Annotated in this window: 9 protein-coding genes; 4 read left to right on the top strand and 5 right to left on the bottom strand. The window is 58.4% G+C overall.

Annotation, left to right across the window (positions count from 1 at the left end):
• Position 1: 1 nt before the first annotated feature.
• Positions 2–3,076 carry a SusC/RagA family TonB-linked outer membrane protein gene (locus ORG26_RS14495; protein WP_266362963.1) on the bottom strand — a complete coding sequence of 1,025 codons (3,075 nt, stop codon included), beginning with the start codon at positions 3,074–3,076 and terminating at the stop codon, positions 2–4.
• 786 nt (positions 3,077–3,862) lie between these two features.
• On the opposite strand from ORG26_RS14495, the gene ORG26_RS14490 reads away from it, so the two are divergent.
• Together ORG26_RS14490 and ORG26_RS14485 are read left to right on the top strand one after the other, a co-directional pair.
• A complete protein-coding gene (locus ORG26_RS14490; RefSeq protein WP_266362961.1) occupies positions 3,863–6,322 on the top strand; it encodes a TonB-dependent receptor in 2,460 nt (819 codons plus the stop codon).
• Between the two features lie 102 nt (positions 6,323–6,424).
• On the top strand, positions 6,425–6,994 hold the full coding sequence (locus ORG26_RS14485; protein ID WP_266362959.1) for a Uma2 family endonuclease: 570 nt from the start codon (positions 6,425–6,427) through the stop codon (positions 6,992–6,994).
• 68 nt (positions 6,995–7,062) lie between these two features.
• Here ORG26_RS14485 and ORG26_RS14480 read toward each other — a convergent pair whose 3' ends face one another.
• The 4 genes from ORG26_RS14480 to ORG26_RS14465 all read right to left on the bottom strand — a co-directional run bounded on the left by ORG26_RS14480 (position 7,063) and on the right by ORG26_RS14465 (position 14,709).
• Entirely contained in the window at positions 7,063–9,948 is a 2,886-nt protein-coding gene (locus ORG26_RS14480; RefSeq protein WP_266362957.1) for a M16 family metallopeptidase, read from the bottom strand.
• A 179-nt stretch (positions 9,949–10,127) separates the two neighbouring features.
• On the bottom strand, positions 10,128–11,288 hold the full coding sequence (locus ORG26_RS14475) for an acyltransferase family protein (RefSeq protein ID WP_323134257.1): 1,161 nt from the start codon (positions 11,286–11,288) through the stop codon (positions 10,128–10,130).
• Between the two features lie 94 nt (positions 11,289–11,382).
• A complete protein-coding gene (gene nagB, locus ORG26_RS14470) occupies positions 11,383–13,317 on the bottom strand; it encodes a glucosamine-6-phosphate deaminase (protein WP_407704830.1) in 1,935 nt (644 codons plus the stop codon).
• 276 nt (positions 13,318–13,593) lie between these two features.
• Positions 13,594–14,709: a sensor histidine kinase gene (locus ORG26_RS14465; RefSeq protein ID WP_266362953.1), complete on the bottom strand. Its 1,116-nt coding sequence runs from the start codon at positions 14,707–14,709 to the stop codon at positions 13,594–13,596.
• 197 nt (positions 14,710–14,906) lie between these two features.
• Here ORG26_RS14465 and ORG26_RS14460 point away from each other — a divergent pair, with 197 nt between their 5' ends.
• Both ORG26_RS14460 and ORG26_RS14455 read left to right on the top strand, forming a co-directional pair.
• A complete protein-coding gene (locus tag ORG26_RS14460; protein WP_266362951.1) occupies positions 14,907–16,100 on the top strand; it encodes an acyltransferase family protein in 1,194 nt (397 codons plus the stop codon).
• A gap of 132 nt (positions 16,101–16,232) precedes the next feature.
• Entirely contained in the window at positions 16,233–18,989 is a 2,757-nt protein-coding gene (locus ORG26_RS14455) for a DUF1553 domain-containing protein (RefSeq protein WP_266362949.1), read from the top strand.
• Positions 18,990–19,035 lie beyond the last annotated feature (46 nt).

Here is a 19,035-nt window from a genome sequence, read left to right as displayed (position 1 = left end):
GTTAGAATGCCGCTTTGAGGGAGAATCGGATCGAGGCCATCGTCGGGTAGAAACCCTGGTTGAAGTCCTTGCGCTCGGGGTCGCCTTCGATGAGCTTGGTGGCCGTCCAGATGTTGTTGGCCGTCACGAAGAAAACCAGATTGGACGTTCCCAGCACCCGCTTCAGCATCGGAGAGTTGAACGTGTACGAGGCGTAGACTTCCCGCAGACGCAGGTAGTCGGAGTTGCGCCAGAAGCGGTTCTCGACCATGATGTCGAAGCCGCGGTCGGCTTCTCCACCGCCCCAGAACAGGTTGTCCGTGCTGCCGCCGCCCGAATAGTGCAGGGTGGCGTGGTTGGCTCCCGGGTTGGTCGGCGTCCAGTAGTCCAGCTGCGAAGAGTGTACGCGCCAGTCGCCTTTGATGAACTCGACCTCGTAGGGTTGGTTGAACTCCACGTACTTGCCGACGTTGCCCGTGAACATAAAGTTGAAATCAAACTTTTTGTACGAGAAACCCGACGAGAACGAGTACGTCAGCGGCGCGTAGTCGGAACCCCGGATGGGATATTTGTCGAGGTTGGTCACCCGGCCGTCGGCGTTGAAATCCAGGAATTTGTAGTCTCCAACGTTCAGCTTCTGGAGGTCGATGGCCGCCGTATTGTTGTGAATGTCGTCAATCGACGTGTAGTACCCGCTGCCGGTCAGCTGCACCCCGCTCAGCTGCGCGCCCAGCGGTTTGCCCTGCTCTTTCTGGTAGTCGAAGGCATAGGGCAGGTCATCCTTGAAGATAATCCGGTTTTCGTTGAAGCCGAAAATCCCTTTCACGAAGTAGCTCAGGCCCATGCCGGTGCTGTTGCGGTACTCGGTTTCGATCTCGATCCCGTGTTTCTTCAGCTGCCCGCGGTTCAGTTCCTTGAAGGAGTTGCCCACCAGCATCGTCACCGTACGCGGCACGAGCAGCATTTTCTCGCGCTGTTCGTCGAAGAGGTCCACGCTGAAGTTGAAGCGGTTGTTCCACAGGCCAATCTCCACGCCGAAGTCCCGTTTGCGGGCTTCCTCCCACTGCGAAATCGGGTTGGGGCCGAGGTCTTCGTGAATGTATCCGGAGTTGTCCTTGAAGTAATCGCTCAGGTACAGCCAGCGGTTGGCGGCAATGTCGCTCCCCACTTTTCCGTCCGAGTAGCGGAACTTCAGTTTGCTGAGCCAGGGCAGAGATTCCTTGATGAACCGCTCTTCCGACGCCACCCAGCCGACGGCTCCGGACGGGAAGAAACCATACCGGCGGCCCGGCGCAAAGCGTTCGGAACCCGTGTAGCCGACGTTCACCTCCATCAGGTAACGGCCGTCGTAATCGTACGTGCCGCGACCGACAACGCCCTGGTTGTAATACGGGAATTCGGTTGTTTTGTCCTTCTGCTGCCGGTTCACCAGCGCCAGACCCGTTACGCTGCTTTTGCCGAACGTGCGGCTGTAGCCCATCGACGCTTCGAGGTACAGGTCTTTGTAATAGTCGTTTTCGAGTTCGCCCACGTTGATGTCGAGCGGCCCCTGCTGGAACATTTCATTGCCCTGCCCGTTGCGGAACCAGGGGTTTTCTTCCGTCCCAATCTTATCGTAATTAAGCTGGTATTCGGGGAAGGTATAGGTCGCCGTGAGCGAACGGTTGCGGTAATACGTACTCATCGACACCTTCCCGCGCAGGGTCAGGCCGGGGGTCAGGAAGTCGAGTTTCTGGTCCAGGATCAGGTCCGTAAACAGCTTGGAATCCAGGTACCGGTTAAACGAGCCCTGGTTCATGGACGTATACGGGTTGCCGGTGAATTCCCCGAAGTTCATCGCCAGGCGGTCGCCGCGGTCGTTCGGATAATCCGGGTCGGGCACCTGTTCGAGCACCCAGGCCGGGAAGTAGGCCGGGTAGCGCGACGGGCCCGTGGAGTACAGGTTCCGCCAGGGCGTGCTGCTGGGCTGGTTTTTCAGACCCGTTTCGCCGCCCACGTTCAGGGACAGCGTGCTGCTGCTGGTCAGGTTGAAATCGATGTTGGTGCGGTAGTTGAACCGGTGGTACCAGTAGCGCGTATCGTCGTAGCCCTGGTTGTACGCCTTGAAAAAGTCGCCCTGGTACGAATAGCCCAGCGAGGCGAAGTATTTCACGGAGTTGGTCCCGCCCGACACGTTGAAGTTGGCATTGCCGGTCGGCGCAAACTCCTTCGTCATGATGTCGAACCAGTTCACGTCCGGGTAACGGAGGGCGTTCAGCGGCGTCGACGGCTTGCGGTACTGGTCCAGGGCGTACTGCGGAATGAGGTCCTGAAACTGCTGGCCGTTCATCAGCGCCATGTTGTACATCGACATGGTGGTGTGCGAGCTGATGTGGTCCGGAATGCGGGTGGCCTTCGAGACCCCGTACGAGCCCGTAAAGTCCAGTTTCGGTTTGCCGATGACGCCGCGCTTGGTCGTCACGATGATGACGCCGTTGGCCCCTTTCGCCCCGAAAACGGCCGTGGCCGAGGCGTCTTTCAGGACCGAGATTGTCGCAATTTCGTTGGGGTCCATGTCCCGGAAGTCGCGTTCCACACCGTCGACCATCACCAGCGGCTGGGAGCCGTTCCAGCTCGACAGACCGCGGATAATGATTTCGGAGTGGTCGCTGCCCGGTTCGCCGCTCTGCTGCATGGTCAGTACGCCCGAGAGTTTACCGGCGATGGCGTTGGTGATGTTGGTGGTACCGGAGCGCATCAGGGCTTTGTTGTCCACCTGCGTGATGGCCCCCACGACGCTTTCCTTGCGCTGCGTGCCGTAGCCGACCACGACCACTTCCTGCAGCGATTTGTTTTCGGCAATCAGCTTGACGTCGATGGTCCGCTGTTTGTTTACCGGAACTTCCTGAGAGGTGTATCCAATGTAACTGAAAACCAGAATCGAGTTTTCGTTGGCGACGGTAATCTTGTATTTCCCGTCCTTATCGGTGGAGAAACCGTTCATGGTTCCTTTTTCCACCACGTTCACGCCCGGCAGCACGCCCCCGTCGTCGCCCTTAACGACCCCGGTAATCGTGACGGCCAGCACTTTCAGATCAATGGTTCGAGGCGGATTCATCCGGTTGGCCTTATACGCAACCTTTCCGGCCGCCGAACCCGCCTTGTTTTTTTCAGGATCGTCTCCCTTTGCAACCAGCTGCCCCACGAAAAGGCATTGGAGAAGTACTCCGGTCAGTGCATAGCGAGGTCTGGCTACAATTTGTAGTAAAGGTTTTAAATCCATAATTTTAATGGTTTGAATTGCACAATTCAAATCATGGAGACTTTACCGAAGTACCTGAGCGCCAACTCGTAACCAACGGTAAAAAATCTCCGGAGCCGGTAATCCGCCCTGGATTACCGGTTTTCTAAGTCATCTCGGGGAGCATGGAGAAGGGATCGTTTAGTTTTGGTTATGATAAAAAACAAATATCTTTTTGACTGAACCGGTAAAAGCGGGATCAATCAGAATTTATACGGCAGGGTGTGTACGAAATGGATTTTGTTAACGCTTTACGGGGGAGAGACTGCTGTTATGCCTTCAAAAAGTTTGACGATCCCGCTATCTAACCTTCAATAGACTTTTTTATAGGAAACTTTACAATTGGAAACGCTCTCATTCAAAATAAATCTTTCTTTTGTTATATAACCGGGAGGTTTACTTCCGGAAGATTGCGCAGAATCATTTTCCATAACATTGCACCGGTATTCCCGTTTCCGGGTAACCCGCCCGAAGCCCGGTCCACCCGCAGTCCCTTTAAAAAATTTAAACGGGATTGCTGACGACAACATAGTAGAATACCAGAGCGGGGTACTTCGATATTAAGCTATTCCCAACTTCATTCCGCCAGCCGACCGCCAGCGCATGAAACATCCTTTACTTTTGTTGCTTTTCCTGGCTTGTCTGCAGGCGCAGGCACAAACCCCGGCGGCTCCGGCACCGCCGTCGGTCCGCAGTCCGGTCATCGCCGCCGGGCGCATCAGCGGAACCGTGCTGGATGCCGTCACGAACAAACCCGTGGAGTTTGCCACGGTGGCCCTGCTCAATGCCGAGACCGGCAAGCCCATCACCGGCACCACGACCGACGAAACGGGCAAGTTTCAGCTCAGCAACGTGGCCGCCGGGCAGTACCGGATTGCCATCAGTTTCATGGGCTACGAAACCCGTACGGTCGACCCCGTGTCCATCACGGTGCAGAAGCCCGAAGCCGCCCTCGGCGTGCTGACCCTGAAGGCCGACAACCGCACCCTCGGCGAAGTGACCGTCACGGCCCAGAAAGAACTGATTGAAGACAAGGAAGACCGGCTGGTGTACAATGCCGAAAAAGATCCCACCGCCGCCGGCGGCACGGCCGTAGACCTCCTCAAAAAAGTGCCCATGCTGACCGTTGACCCCGACGGCACGATCCAGCTCAAAGGCAGTTCGAGCATCAAGGTGCTCATCAACGGCAAGCCGTCGAGCATCATGGCCCGGAACATCAACGAGGCGCTGCAAATGATTCCGGCGGAAATGATCAAAACGGTGGAAGTCATCACGGCGCCGTCGGCCAAATACGATTCGGAAGGCACGGCCGGGGTCATCAACATCATCACCAAAAGCCAGTTGCAGGGCCTGACGGGCGGACTCAACGCGGCGGCGGGCAACCTCCGGCGCAATTTCGGCGGAAACTTCAATTTCAAAGGCCAGAAACTGAGCGTGACGGGCTTCGGCGGCGTCAACGGCAGCAATTACTTCGGCGGGGCGTCGTCGTTCCGGCAGAATCTCCGCGCCGACAGCGTCGTCAGCACCGTTGAGCAGCAAAGCACCTACCGCAATACGGGCCGGTCGTTCATTGGTTCGTTCAGCGTCGATTACGACATCGACACCCTCAACCGGGTGGGAATTGATGCCAGTTTTGGCGGCGAAGGCCGGAACACGTTTTCGACGCGCGACACCCGGACCCGCCTGCTGAATCCGCAGGAATTCCGCCGTTACAACCGCTCCGAAAACGGGAACGGGAACATGGACCTCAATTTCAACTACACCCGCATTGCCAAACGCAGTTCCGAACAGGAATACACGTTTCTGGCCCAGTACAACCGCAACGACAACGCCAGCCGGTACGACCTGAACCAGTACCCGCTGCCCGAAAGCGACGTGATCAATTACCGCGAACGCAACAACAACACCAACCAGCAGAACGAACTGACGATCCAGACGGATTACGCCTACCCGTTTTCGACCGTCAAACGGCGGATGCTGGAGGTGGGCACGAAGGCCATTTACCGGGATGTGAACAGTGATTTTCGGCTCGAAAACGCCCGCGACGGCTCCCTGGATTACCAGGAAGACCCGCGCCGGGCCAATACCTTCGAATACCAGCAACTGGTCTGGGCCACCTACGGCTCGTTCCGGTTCCGGACCGACAAGCAATGGGGCTTTACCTTCGGCGGGCGCTTCGAGTTGACTGACATCAACGCCAATTTTATCTCGACCAATACCCGGTTCAGCGACCGCTACCAGAACCTGATGCCGAACATTACCCTGTCGAAGCGGCTGGGCAAAAGCCAGCGGGTCCGGCTCAATTACAGCCAGCGGATTCAGCGGCCGTCGATTGCCTACCTCAACCCGTACGTCAATTATTCGGACCCCAAAAACATCCGGTCAGGCAACCCGTACCTGAACGCCGAACTGGCCCACTCGGTCGAACTGTCGTACAACACGTTCACGCAGAAGGGCCTGACGGTGAATACCACCTTCTTCGGGCGGCAGACCAACAACGCCATCGAACAGGTCACGACCGTGGACAGCAGCGGCGTATCGACCAGCACGTTCCGCAACATCGCCCGCAACGCCACCTACGGCACCAACCTGTACGCTTCCGTGCGGCCGGTGAAGCAATGGAACCTGAACGGCTCCGTCGGGCTGAACTACAACCTGCTCAACAGCCCCGCCCTCCAGACGACGAACCAGAACTGGAGCTACCGGTTCAACCTGAACACGTCGCTGCAACTGCCGAAGGATTTCAGTCTGCAGGCCAACGGCTCGTACACCTCCCGCCGGGTGCAGTTGCAGGGCCAGTCGTCGGGCTATTATTATTACGGCTTCTCGGCGCGGAAGGAGTTCAAGAAGCAGAAAGTGACGTTTGTGGCCAATGCCGAAAACGTCTTCCGGCTGCATAACGTCGTTCGGAACCAGTTCCAGACGGCCACGTTTATTTCGGAGGGCATCAACTACAACGTCATCCGCAACGTCCGGCTCTCGGTCAACTGGCGTTTCGGCAAGATGAAAGCCGCCCCCGAACGCGAACGCAAAAAGATCACGAACGACGACGGGAAAAGCTAAACCCCGTGGGGTGGCACGACCACCGGGCGACGCTGTCCGGGTCGTGTCCCCACTCATCTTCCTTTTCGCTATATTTGGAAAGCAAAACGTAGCGGAAACCTCATGGAAGCTCTCAGCGCACCGAAAACCTACACCGTTCAGGAATATTTTGAACTGGAAAAGACCAGCGAACTCCGGCATGAATTTTACCGGGGCGAAATTTTCGCGATGGCCGGCGCAACGCTCAACCATAACGAGATTGTGCAGAACATGACGTTTGCCCTGCGGGACCATTTTCGGCCCAAAGGCTGCCGCGTCTTCTCGGAAAGTGTTAAGCTGGAAGTCATCCGGGACGTGTATTATCCTTATCCGGACATTATGCTCACCTGCCATCCCGACGATCTGCGGGCGCAGTACGTGGTGAAGCACCCGGGCCTGATTGTGGAAGTTTTATCCGATTCCACCGCCGACCACGACCGGGGCTTCAAGTGGCAGAACTACCAGCGAATTCCGTCCCTGAAGCATTATTTACTCATTTTTCAGAACGAGTACCGGGCCGAACTTTACAGCCGCAACGTTGATTTCTGGAAATACGAAGTCTTCACCGAGCCCAGCCAGCAGATTGCCTTCGAACATCTGGACTTCCAGCTGCCGCTTTCGGAGATTTATCAGAACGTGGTAGTTGGCGAATAAAAGCACTAAAAAGCCCCGCCAACCAACAAACTCGTCAGCCAGCGGAGCCTACTTTTAACTCATAACTCTTAATTCTTAACTGTCTTTTCCGGCATCAGCACCACCCGAATGTAATTCCCGGCGAAATAGCGGTTGGCGGCCACTTTCGTGCTTTCGACCGTTACTTTTTTCAGCAGTTCGTCTTCGCGCAGGATTTCGGTCGGGTCGTCTCCGTTGAGGTACTGGCTGGAGAGGTAGCCGAGCCAGAAGCCGTTGTCCTTCAGTTGCACTTCGGTTTCGCGGCGCGTTTCGGCCTTGAACTTGGCAATGTCCCGTTCGTCGGCCCCGGTCTTTTTCAGGCTTTCAATCGTTTCCAGCGATTTGGCGATGAGCTTTTCCACGTTTTCGGGGGCGCAGGTGAAGCCGATGCGGAACGAGTAACGCTCCGCCGGAATCTTGCTGTAGCCGCCGCCCACGCTCACGCCGTAAACGCCGCTTTCCTCCTCCCGCAGCTTTTCGGTCAGCTTGATTTCCAGCACTTCCGCCAGGGCGTCCACCTGGGTGGCGTTCTCCGGATTCCAGTCGAAATCGCCGCTGAACACGAGTTGCACGGTGCTTTTCGGGTCGATGCCCTTAAAAACCGTTTTGGCGATCTGGCCCTTCGGTGTCCGGATGCCCAGGTCCTTGTAGCTTTCCTTGCGGCCCGTCACCGGCAGACCGCCGAGGTACTTTTCGAGCAGCGGCCGGATTTCTTTTTCCTTGAAATTACCGACGAAAAAGAAGGTAAAATCGCTGGCGTCGGCAAAACGGTCGCGGTAGAGCTGCAAAGCCCGCTCGGGTTTCACCTGTTCGAGGCGCGCGAGCGTGAGCGGCATCCGGCGGTAATTGTAGTTGCCGAGTACGGCCGCCAGCGTGTCGTTGAAGATCTTCTGCGGCGTGGGGGTGGCGTACGCATTTTGCAGTGCTGCCCGCTGGTTCGACAGGAAGCCCTTGATGACGTCGGTGTCCAGGCGGGGCGTCGTGAAATAGGCGTAGAGCAGTTGCAGGGCCGTTTCGAGGTCTTCCGGCGATGTGTTACCACCGACGCCTTCGCCCGTTTCGGAAATGTACGGCCCTACGTTCACCGACTTGCCCGTCAGGAACCGCTGCAACTGCGTCTGGTTGTATTCGCCCACGCCGCTCAGATGGGCCAGCGTCGAGGCAAAGCGGGCCGACTCGAAATCCTCGTTGCCGTACAGCGATGTGCCACCGAAGCTGGTGCCGGTGAAAATGATCTGGTCGTTCTTGAAGTTGGTCGGCTTCAGCACCACGCGCACGCCGTTTTTGAGCGTCCATTCCGTCACGCCGATTTCCCTGATTTCGCGCTCATTTGTCACCGGACCGCCCACGGGCAAGGTGGATAACAGGGGTTTATCCACCACTTTATCCACATACGCCGTCACGTCGCGGCCCGCCCCGTTGACCAGCGCCAGCACGTCGGCCTCCGACGGCAGTTTGTCCTTTTCTTTCTCGGGAGCCATGATCACCACGGCGCGGTTGTCCGGCGTGATAAAATCTTTGGCGAGGTTGTTAACGTCCCCGAGCGTGATGCCGCCGATGTACCGTTTCTGAAAATCGTAATACGTTTCGATGCCGATGGCCGGGTCGTCGTGCAGGAAATGGTCCACATATTCACCGATGTAGACCGACGAGCGGGTTTTGTCGCGTTCGCGGTAGGCGCGTTCGATGGTTTTCATGAACTGCTTTTTGGCCCGCTCCAGTTCGGTTTCGGTAAAGCCATAGCGTTCGACCCGGGCGTTTTCGTTCAGGATTTCGTTGAGCGAGCGCTTCAGGCTGGCGGCGTCTTTCGCCACCACATACGAACTGAAGGCATCCAGATTCCCGAGGAAGCTGCCGTAATTGCTGAAACCAAACAGAAACGGCGGGTCGGCCTGGCGGGTCAGTTCCTGAATCCGGTCGCCGAGCATGGTGTTGAACAGACTGCGTTTCATGCCTTCGCGCAAATCCAGCAGCGTTTTTTCCTTTGTTTCGGGACGTTTGTAGAGAATCTGCACGACCGTATTGGGCTGTTCCGGGTCGGTCACAATCGCGATTTTGGTGTCCTTATGCGGCGAAATGGTGTACTCCGTGCGGGGTTTTGGACCTTTCACAGCCGGAATGCGCCCGAATTTTTCGCGGATGGTCGCCTCCACCTGCGCCACGTCAAAATCGCCCACGGCCACGACGGCCATCAGGTCCGGACGATACCAGTCGGTGTAAAACTGCTTCAGCGTGGCCGGTTTGAAGGTCCGGATGATGTCCAGTTTGCCGATGGGCAGCCGGTCGGCGTAGCGGGAATTGTTCAGAATGAGCGGAAAGTACTTCTCGCGCATCCGTTCCTGGGCACTCCGCCGCGACCGGGCCTCTTCCAGCACCACGCCCCGCTCCTTCTCGATTTCGTCCGGCTCGAACGTGATGTTGTGCGCCCAGTCTTCCAGAATCTGAAACGCCCGCTCGAACACCCGGGCGGAGTCGGTCGGGACGGGCAGTTCGTACACCGTCTCGTCGAAGCCCGTGTACGCGTTCAGGTCGGCCCCAAAGCGTACGCCCGACGACTGGAGAAAGTTGATCAGTTCGTTTTTGGGGAAGTTCTTCGTGCCGTTGAAGGCCATGTGTTCCAGAAAGTGCGCCAGTCCCTGCTGCTCGTCCGTTTCCAGAATGGCGCCCGCCTTCACGACGAGCCGCAGTTCAGCCCGGGCTTTTGGCTCGGTATTTTTTCGGATATAATAGGTCAGGCCGTTGGGCAGCTTGCCGCGTTTTACGGTGGGGTCGAAGGGAATGGCCTGTTTCAGTTCGGCCGGAACGGGCACGGCCGTGCGGCGTACGACGGCGGGTTTGGCCGAGGCTTTCCGGGCTTTGGTTGTCTGGCCGAGTGCCGGAGCCATCAGCACCAGGGCGGCAGACAACGATAGGAAGGACTTGCGGAATACGTTCATGCGTTGGGAGCCAAAGCTTTGGGGGCAATATGCGTCAATAAAGCCAAACTTTTCCCTTAAAACGTGCAGGCGGCGGTGACTGTTGCAAAAACGAAAAGCAGCGGTGCCGCCTTCCCCGGAGCGAAGATACACCACTGCCCGAAAATCGTTTTTGTGCGGAGAAGCCGCCAGACAATCGACTACACTTTGATGATGATCCGCCGCCGGTACATCCCGTACAAAATCCCGAACCAGATGCCGATGAAGGTCAGGGCGCCGGCCAGCGAGGCGTTGTACGGACTGTCGAAGTACGGCACAAAAAAGGTCTGGTACATCCACTCTTTCGCACCCGTTTCCTTTCCGTCCGGTCCGGCAACTTTGATCATCGACAGGATGCGCGGAATCAGGCCCGAGAGGAAAAAAACCGTGATGGCGTTCACCCCGAAAGCCACAAAAGGCGGCGTCCAGCGCTTGTAGCCCTGCACATCGACCAGCCAGTAACACAGCGCCAGCCCCAGCAGGGCCAGTCCGCCCGCGAGCAGCACGTACGAACTCGTCCAGAGAGCTTTGTTGATCGGGAAAAAACCGTTCCAGACGTAGGCGGCGAGCAGTGCCAGACAGCCCGCCGTAAACAGCCAGGCCACTTTTTCGGCTTCGGCGCGCGCCGAGCGCAGCAGCGTTCCGGCCAGCACACCGATCAGGCCCGTCCCGATTGCCGGGACGGTACTCAGCAGCCCTTCCGGGTCCCAGATTTTGGAGGTTTTCCAGAGGTGATCGCCCAGCAGCGTCCGGTCGAGCCAGGCCCCGAAGTTTGTTTCCGGCTCCAGATTCGCGTACCCGACGCCGGGAACGGGCACCACCGTCATCAGGAGCCAGTAGCCGACCAGCAACGTTCCCAGCAGCCAGCCCTGTTGCCGGGCCGTCGTCCGGACAAAAATCAGGGAGCAGAGGATGTAAACCAGCGCAATCCGCTGCAGCACGCCCGGAATGCGGAACGTGGCAAAGTCAAAACGGGGGAACAGATTCAGGAACAAACCGAGGCCGAAGAGCACCAGCCCGCGTTTCAGGATTTTCCCGGTCGTGCCGGGCCTGTCGCCACCCGCCAGCGCGTAGGTGATCGACACGCCGACGATGAACAGGAAAAACGGAAAAATCAGGTCCGTGGGCGTCCAGCCGTGCCAGTGGGCGTGGAGTAGGGGGCCGTAGACATGCCCCCAGTCGCCCGGATTGTTGACCATGATCATCGCCGCGACGGTGATGCCGCGGAAAGTATCGAGCGACAGCAGGCGCGCACCCGCGATCGGACTGCCTTGTGGTTTACGTTCGGTAGTTATCGCTTGCGCTTTAGGTTCGGTCTGCATAGGTTACGTATCAGGTGTCTATATTACCTATTTTCCCGAAAAGAGAAATGCCATACCTCGCAGATATGGCATTTCTCTTTTCGGGAAACTGTAGTTAGAATTTCCAGCGGACGAAGGCTTCCATGGCTTCGTATTCGGCCAGGCCCAGGCGGTTGTACAGTTCTGCCGTACCCTGGTTGCGCTCCTCGGCCCGCTGCCAGAACTCACGCGAATCGGTTCCCTGGAACACCACCCCGTCCTTCTGGGACTGGTGTTTAAAAATGCCAAGGCGCTTGCGCAGCAACTGGTCCGGCGACATCGGTACGGCCATTTCGATTTCGTAAATATCCCACTCGGCCCAGGCACCACGGTACAGCCATACCCAGCAGTCTTTCATGAAATTCTTGTGCTTCAGGCGGCGAACGGCTTCCATGATGGCATCCAGACAGACCTTGTGCGTGCCGTGCGGATCGGCCAGGTCCCCGGCGGCGTAAATCTGGTGCGGCTTGACCTTCTCGATCAGGTCCATCACCACCCGGATATCCTCTTCGCTCAGCGGCTTTTTCTCTACTTTGCCCGTTTCGTAGAACGGCATATCGAGGAAGTGCGCGTTTTCGACCGGAATACCCACAAAACGGCAGGTCGATTTGGCCTCACCCCGGCGAATCAGGCCTTTCACGTGCCGGACTTCGGGCGTGTCCATTTCGCTGTCCTTTTTGTTGCGCAGGAACGCGGCGGCATCCCGGAAAATCTGGGTCGCCTGCGGACTCTCGATGCCAAAACGCTCGTTGAAATCCACCACATAATCCGCAAAACGCAGCGCCTCGTCGTCCGCTACGGCAATGTTGCCGGAGGTCTGGTACGCCACGTGGACCTCGTGCCCCTGGTCGTGCAGGCGCTGGAAGGTGCCGCCCATCGAGATGATGTCGTCGTCGGGATGCGGCGAGAAAATAAGGCAGCGCTTGCTGGCGGGCAGGGCGCGTTCGGGACGGTTGGTGTCGTCGGCAGCCGGTTTACCGCCCGGCCAGCCCGTAATCGTGTGCTGAAGCTGGTTGAAAACGTCGATGTTGAGGTCGTACGCCTGCCCGACCTGCGCCAGCAGATCGCTCATCCCGTTGTCGTTATAATCCTTGTTGGTCAGTTTCAGAATAGGCTTGCCGAGGGTCAGCGACAGGTGCGTGACGGCCTTTTTGATCATCTTGTTATCCCAGACGACCGTATCGACCAGCCACGGCGTTTTCATGCGGGTCAGCTCCGAAGCGGCGGCTTCGTCGATGACAAATAGGCCGTTGGGATGCGTCTGCAGGTACGAAGCCGGCACCAGTTCGGTCACTACGCCTTCCACGGCGGCTTTGATGACCGGCGCTTTGCGCTCGCCCCAGGCCAGCAGCACCACACGACGGGCTTTCAGAATGGAAGCAACCCCCATCGTGATGGCCTTCTTGGGCACTTTAGCCAGACTGCCGAAGTCGCCCGCGGCGGCGGCTCGTGTCGAATGGTCGAGCATCATCAGGCGGGTGTGCGAATTGATGAGCGAACCCGGTTCGTTGAACCCGATGTGACCGTTGCCGCCAATGCCGAGCAGCTGGAAGTCCAGACCGCCGTACGATTCGATTTTGTCTTCGTAAGACCGCACAAAATCCGCCACCTTGTTCAGCGGCACCGTTCCGTCCGGGATGAAGTAGTTGCCCGCCGGAATATCGACGTGGTCGAAAAGCTGCTCCTTCATGAAGCGGACGTAGCTTTGCAGCGAATCCGGCTCCATCGGATAATATTCGTCGAGGTTGAAAGTGACCACGTTCCGGAAGCTCAGGTCTTCCTCGCGGTGCATCCGGATCAGTTCGGCGTAAACCGTCTTAGGCGACGAACCGGTGGCCAGACCCAGCACGCAGGGTTTGCCTTCCGCCTGTTTCTGCCGAATCAGGGCCGCAATCTCTTTGGCTACCGCCTGCGACGCCGCTTTGGCATCCGCGTAAATATTGGTCGGAATTTTTTCGTAGGTAATCGCCTGTTGAATCGGCTCACCCGCACGGGCCGTCGTGCTGTCCATACCAGCCCCGTCGATAACGGAAGGTTCAGCAATCATAATCTGTTGGCGGTGTTTGTTGGAGAGGTTGTTTACCAGAATTCAAAGTTGAGCAAACTTTGTCGGAACGGCAACGGATTGTTTTTAAATTTTTTTAAAAACTAGGCAATGCTCCTGAATGGGTAGACAGTCCCGGAGCGATTCGTCCCAAAGCCCGCTCCGCCCTTGCTATTCCATGTCCTAAGCTGTCTCTGAGGCCATTAGCCAATCCAAAAAACTACTTTTGTAATAGGCGCAGCCTCAGACCCGGGTTGTCGGGAGTTCGGGCTGAACCGCGGCGGGAACGAGCGGCACGGTCACGGTGAAAGCGGCCCCGTCGTCCTGAATGACCGGCTCCGGCTGGCCGATGAACCGATAGCGGGTGACGATGTTGCGAAGACCGACGCCGTTGGAGGCGACAGCCACCGTTTTGCGCTGCAGATTGTTCCGAACCACCAGCCAGCCCCGCTCGTCGGTCCCGATATACACTTTCAACGGCCGACGCTCCTGCGCGACGTTGTGTTTGACGGCATTCTCGACCAGCAGCTGTAGCGTCAGCGGCGGCACACCGCAGTTTTCGTACTCTCTGGCCACATCCACGGCGAGCAGAAACCCTTCCCCAAACCGGGTTTTCAGCAGGTGGGCGTACGACTCGATAAAACGCAGTTCCGCGGCAAGGGTCGTCAGGGGCTGGTTGCTCGACTGCAGCAGGTAGCGATACACCGAACTAAGCTCCTGCAGATAATGGCTGGCCTGAGGCGGGTCGATCTCAATGAGCGCATTCAGGGCGTTGAGGCTATTGAACAGAAAATGCGGGTTGATCTGCTGTTTGAGAACATCAAGCTGGCTCAGCAGGTGCGCCTTTTCCAGCTCGGCCTTTTCGGCTTCGGCCCGCCGCAACTGCTGGGCCACCGCCCGGGATTCGGCGGCATACAGGAAAATTTCGTAGGCCAGCAGCAGGACGATAAACGGAAAAAACGCCCGCAGCAGGTCAATTTCCAGAATCGTCAGCGAGACCTTCAGGTGATTGATGGTGATGGACGCCGTGCGTTCCGGGGGAATATTTTCCAGCGAACCCGTCAGCAGCAGGTGCCGCAGCACGTCCAGTCCCCGGAGCAGAACGGCCGTCGCCCCGGTCCCGACCAGCACCGTCGTGACCAGCCGCCGGCCGGTGGCGGTGGGGTATTTTCTCCGGAAAAACAAAATCAGAAACCGCCCGGCTTCCCAGAACGCCACAATGGTCAGCAGGGCCAGGCCCTGTTTGGCGATGAGCGGCCCGGTCAACGGCTGTTTCCAGTACCCGTTGCTGAGGTAGTTCAGCACCATCATGAGCGACACGCCCACCAGACGCAGCCAATTGTCGTTTACGGTCGGCAAGGGAAGAGTTGAGTTTCGCGGGAGGTTTTAATCCACCTGAAAATAAATCATTTGAGCCTTATAAAGCAAAAAATTAACGCTCCGTCGGTTTGTCAGACAAATCAAAATCACCTTACGCTAAACTGAAAGCCCGCTCAGCGCAAGTATGGCCTCTTTTTTGCAGAAAATGGTCTATATCTTAACCGTAACGGACTCTTTTGAAAACGCATTACCAGACAAGGCAAAGCCTTTCGCCTGCGTTGTCGCATTTGGCTTTTATCGACGGAATGAGGGCGCTGGCGGCGCTTTACGTCGTCATTCACCATGCCTCCCTGCAGATTCCGCGCGACCATCTGGCCCAGAACTGGCTGCTGCCGTATTTTGCGTACGGCCGTCACGCCGTCGATGTGTTCATTGTGCTGTCGGGCTACTGCCTGATGCTGCCGGTCGCGCGCAACAACGGCTACCTCCGGACCGATTACCTGATGTTTATCCGCCATCGCTTCCGGCGCATTGTTCCCCCTTACCTGCTTAGTCTGGCCCTTTCGCTGCTGCTGATTGCGACCTGCATCGGGCAGCCGACCACAACGCACTGGACCATCTGCCTGCCGGTCACGTCCTGGGATATCGTCAGCCACCTGCTCCTGATTCACGACCTGACCGGCAGCGCCTACAAAATCAACCACTCGCTCTGGTCCATCGCCGTCGAATGGCGGATTTACCTGTTTTTCCCGCTGCTGGTGCTCGGCTTCCGGCGCTGGAGCGGCAGCGGGACTACCCTCGTCACCGTGGCGCTGTCGGCGGTGCTGTGGTTCGTGCTGTGGCAGCATCCGGTCGAGGGAATCAGCCAAGAGGCCTGTCTGGACTATTTTGGCCTTTTTGCGCTGGGTATGCTGGCGGCGCATCTGGCGTTTTCGAGTGAGCAGTTGTTCGGCATGCATCCGCGCAAAGGCCCCTGGTACGAGCTGGCAACGGGTTTTCTGGCGCTGAACATCTGGCTGACACCGCAGACGGGAACGTTTACCCTCCTGCCCGTCGACCTGAGTCTGGGGGCCGCCACGGCCTTCCTGCTGGTCGGGTTGTCGCGCCGGACGGGAAGCTGGTTCAAAAGCCTGCTGTCGTGGGACCCGCTGGTGTACGTAGGCCAGTTTTCGTACAGCATTTACCTGATTCACGCCCCGCTGCTGCAGGTCATCGAACTGTACCTGATCCGCCCGCTCGGCCTGACGCCGGCAGGGGCCAGCCTCTTCTACGCGTTTGTCGGGACTCCGCTCGTAGTGGCGCTGGCCTACGGGTTTTACCTGCTCGGCGAACGGCCTTTTATGACGACCCGCCAGAAAAAGCCCACCACCCGTTTTCCGGGCGAGGAGCCGCTGCTTCGGACCAGCCAGGACGGTGTTTCCATCCGTTGAGCTGGTTGGACCACCACGCGTTTGTCGGAAAAGCCGGCGTACTTCTCCGCGTCGAACGTATTTTGTATCAATAGTTTGGGTAAATTAGGCTTTGTTCCTGTTTTTACGGGACAGAGCCTATTTCCAAACCTTATGAATGTAAAAATCATAGCGATTACCGGCGTAGTCGCCGTGGTTGCCCTCACGCTGCTCTCTTCCTTCGGTGCGTTCGAATCGAAGGTGGATTTCAACACCCAGATCAAACCGATTCTCAACAAAAACTGCATTGCCTGTCATGGCGGGGTCAAAAAGGTCGAAGGGTTCTCGCTGCTGTTTCGCCACGAAGCCGTCGCCCCGACCAAGTCCGGCAAACCCGCCCTGATTCCCGGCGACGCCGATGCTTCGGAGATGATCCGCCGCCTGACGGCCGAAGATCCCGACGAACGGATGCCGCTCGACGCCCCGCCGCTGAAAGAAGAAGAAATTGACCTGCTCAGAAAATGGGTCGATCAGGGAGCCGAGTGGGGCGACCACTGGGCCTATACCGGCCCTGAAAAGCCCGAAATACCCCGAATCGGCACGTTCTGGAGCCGCCTGGGTCTGACCGACCACCCGGACCACGCCTGGGCAAAAAACGAAATTGATCCTTTTGTTCTGGATAAACTGCGTCCGGACGGCATACGGCCGCAACCCGAAACCGACCGCCGCACCCTGATCCGCCGCGTGGCCCTCGACCTGACGGGCCTGCCGCCCACCGAAGCGATGGTCGAACGTTTTGTGTCCGACAAAAGTCCCGATGCGTACGAAAAGGCAGTCGATAGCCTGCTGGCCTCCCCGGCTTACGGCGAACGCTGGGCGGGCTCCTGGCTCGATCTGGCCCGTTACGCCGACACCAAAGGCTACGAACGCGACCCCGGCCGGCAGATCTGGCGCTACCGCGACTGGCTGATCCGGGCCTTCAATCAGGATAAGCCGTATGACCAGTTCATCACCGAACAACTCGCAGGCGACCTTTTGCCGAACCCCACCGACGACCAGCTGGTGGCGACCGGCTTTCACCGCAACACCATGAACAACGACGAAGGCGGCACGCAGGACGAGGAGTTTCGCATTGCGGCCGTGATCGACCGGGTCAACACCACCTGGGACGTGTTTCAGGGCACTACGTTCGCCTGTGTGCAGTGCCACAGCCATCCCTACGACCCTTTTGTGCACGAGGATTATTACAAATACCTCGCCTTCTTCAACAACACCCGCGACGAGGACGTAACGAGCGACACGCCCACGCTGCGTTTTTACAAAAATCAGGATTCGGTAAAAGTGGCCGAGCTGAAAAACTGGGTGACCCAACATAGCGGCAACCCGCGTCAGGTGCAGGAATGGATGCATTTTGTCCGGCTGATAGAACCGAAAATCAATTCGCACGACTTCGACGAATACCAGAACGCCTCCCTGCTCGACGCCAAGTACTTCGGCGTGCAGCATGGCGGCTCGGCTCGCATCCGGCAGGTGGACCTGACCGGCAAAAACCGGCTGATTCTCGCCTGGGGCACCAACGCGGACAATGCCGTCGTTACGATCCGCGAAAACAGTCCCACCGGCCGCGCCCTGCTGACGCTCCCGGTGCCCAAAACCGGCAGCGCCTGGAACGACTCGGTCATGACTTTCCCGCTGCCCGACCTGCGGGGACGCCGAAACCTCTACCTCACGCTCGACAGTCCGAAGGCTCCGAAAGAATGGGTCATGGTGAAATGGGTCGCTTTCCGCCCCGCCCTGCCCGGCCAGCCCGCCGACCGCCTCGGCGAGATGGACCGGAAACTGATGGCGGTGCTGAACGCCAGCCCCCCCAGCACGCCGGTCCTGTACGAAAGCAGCGGCGAACTGACCCGGAAAACGCATGTTTTTGAACGGGGCAACTGGATGGTGAAGGGCAAAGCTGTCCAGCCCGACGTCCCGAAATCGCTGCCTCCTCTGCCGAAAGACTACCCGCGTAACCGCCTCGGTCTGGCCCGCTGGATGACCTCACCGGACCACCCGCTGACGGCCCGCGTTGCTGTCAACCGCTTCTGGGAGCAGCTTTTCGGCCAGGGGCTGGTCGAAACGGTGGAAGACATGGGCACGCAGGGCGTTTCGCCGACCCACCGCGAACTGCTGGACTACCTGGCCGTGGAGTTTGCCACGACGGATGCCTGGTCGGTGAAGAAACTGCTGAGGCGCATCGTGCTGTCGGCCACCTACCGGCAGCGCTCCGAAGCCACCCCCGAAGGACTGGCTCACGACCCGACCAACCGCTGGCTGGCCCGCGGGCCGCGCGTCCGGCTGGCGGCCGAACAGGTCCGCGACCAGGCGCTCGCCGTGACGGGTTTGTTAAGCCCCAAAATGTACGGTCCGAGCGTCATGCCGCCCCAGCCCGACGGCATCTGGCAATCGCCCTATAACGGCGAGACCTGGAAGCCCAGCACGGGCGAAGACCGACACCGCCGGGCGCTGTACACCTACTGGAAACGCACGGCTCCGTACCCGTCGATGGTCACTTTCGACAGTCCGAGCCGGGAATTCTGCCAGATTCGCCGCATTCGCACGAACACGCCCCTGCAGGCACTGGTGACGCTCAACGACACGGTCTATGTCGAAGTGGCCCGAAAGCTGGCCGACGCGATGGCCGACAGGGCGAAGACGCCCGCAGACCAGATTCGGGCGGGCTACCGGACGGTCACGTTCCGTGACCTTTCGCCCAGAAAACTGGCCGTTCTGCTGAACCTGTACCGAAAAACCGAAACGTATTACCGGCAGCACCCGGACGATGCCCGAAAGCTGCTCGCCCGGGCCGACGCTCCGCCCGCGCGGGCCGCCCTGACCGTGACGGCCAATACGCTCCTGAACCTGGACGAAGTGATTACGAAGGAGTAATGTACCGCGAAGCGGCGCTTCGCGGATGGATTTGACGACATGGGCC

This window comes from Tellurirhabdus rosea, assembly GCF_026278345.1.
Taxonomy (GTDB): domain Bacteria; phylum Bacteroidota; class Bacteroidia; order Cytophagales; family Spirosomataceae; genus Tellurirhabdus; species Tellurirhabdus rosea.
The sequence above is the reverse complement of the archived record's forward strand: the minus strand, read 5'-3'. Positions and strand labels throughout refer to the sequence as shown.

Bases quoted from the DNA above. Each gene is read 5' to 3' on its own strand.
- ORG26_RS14495 (WP_266362963.1), bottom strand. From the start codon at position 3,076: ATGAATCCGCCTCGAACCATTGATCTGAAAGTGCTGGCCGTCACGATT.
- ORG26_RS14490 (WP_266362961.1), top strand. From the start codon at position 3,863: ATGAAACATCCTTTACTTTTGTTGCTTTTCCTGGCTTGTCTGCAGGCG.
- ORG26_RS14485 (WP_266362959.1), top strand. From the start codon at position 6,425: ATGGAAGCTCTCAGCGCACCGAAAACCTACACCGTTCAGGAATATTTT.
- ORG26_RS14480 (WP_266362957.1), bottom strand. From the start codon at position 9,948: ATGAACGTATTCCGCAAGTCCTTCCTATCGTTGTCTGCCGCCCTGGTG.
- ORG26_RS14475 (WP_323134257.1), bottom strand. From the start codon at position 11,288: ATGCAGACCGAACCTAAAGCGCAAGCGATAACTACCGAACGTAAACCA.
- nagB (WP_407704830.1), bottom strand. From the start codon at position 13,317: ATGGACAGCACGACGGCCCGTGCGGGTGAGCCGATTCAACAGGCGATT.
- ORG26_RS14455 (WP_266362949.1), top strand. From the start codon at position 16,233: ATGAATGTAAAAATCATAGCGATTACCGGCGTAGTCGCCGTGGTTGCC.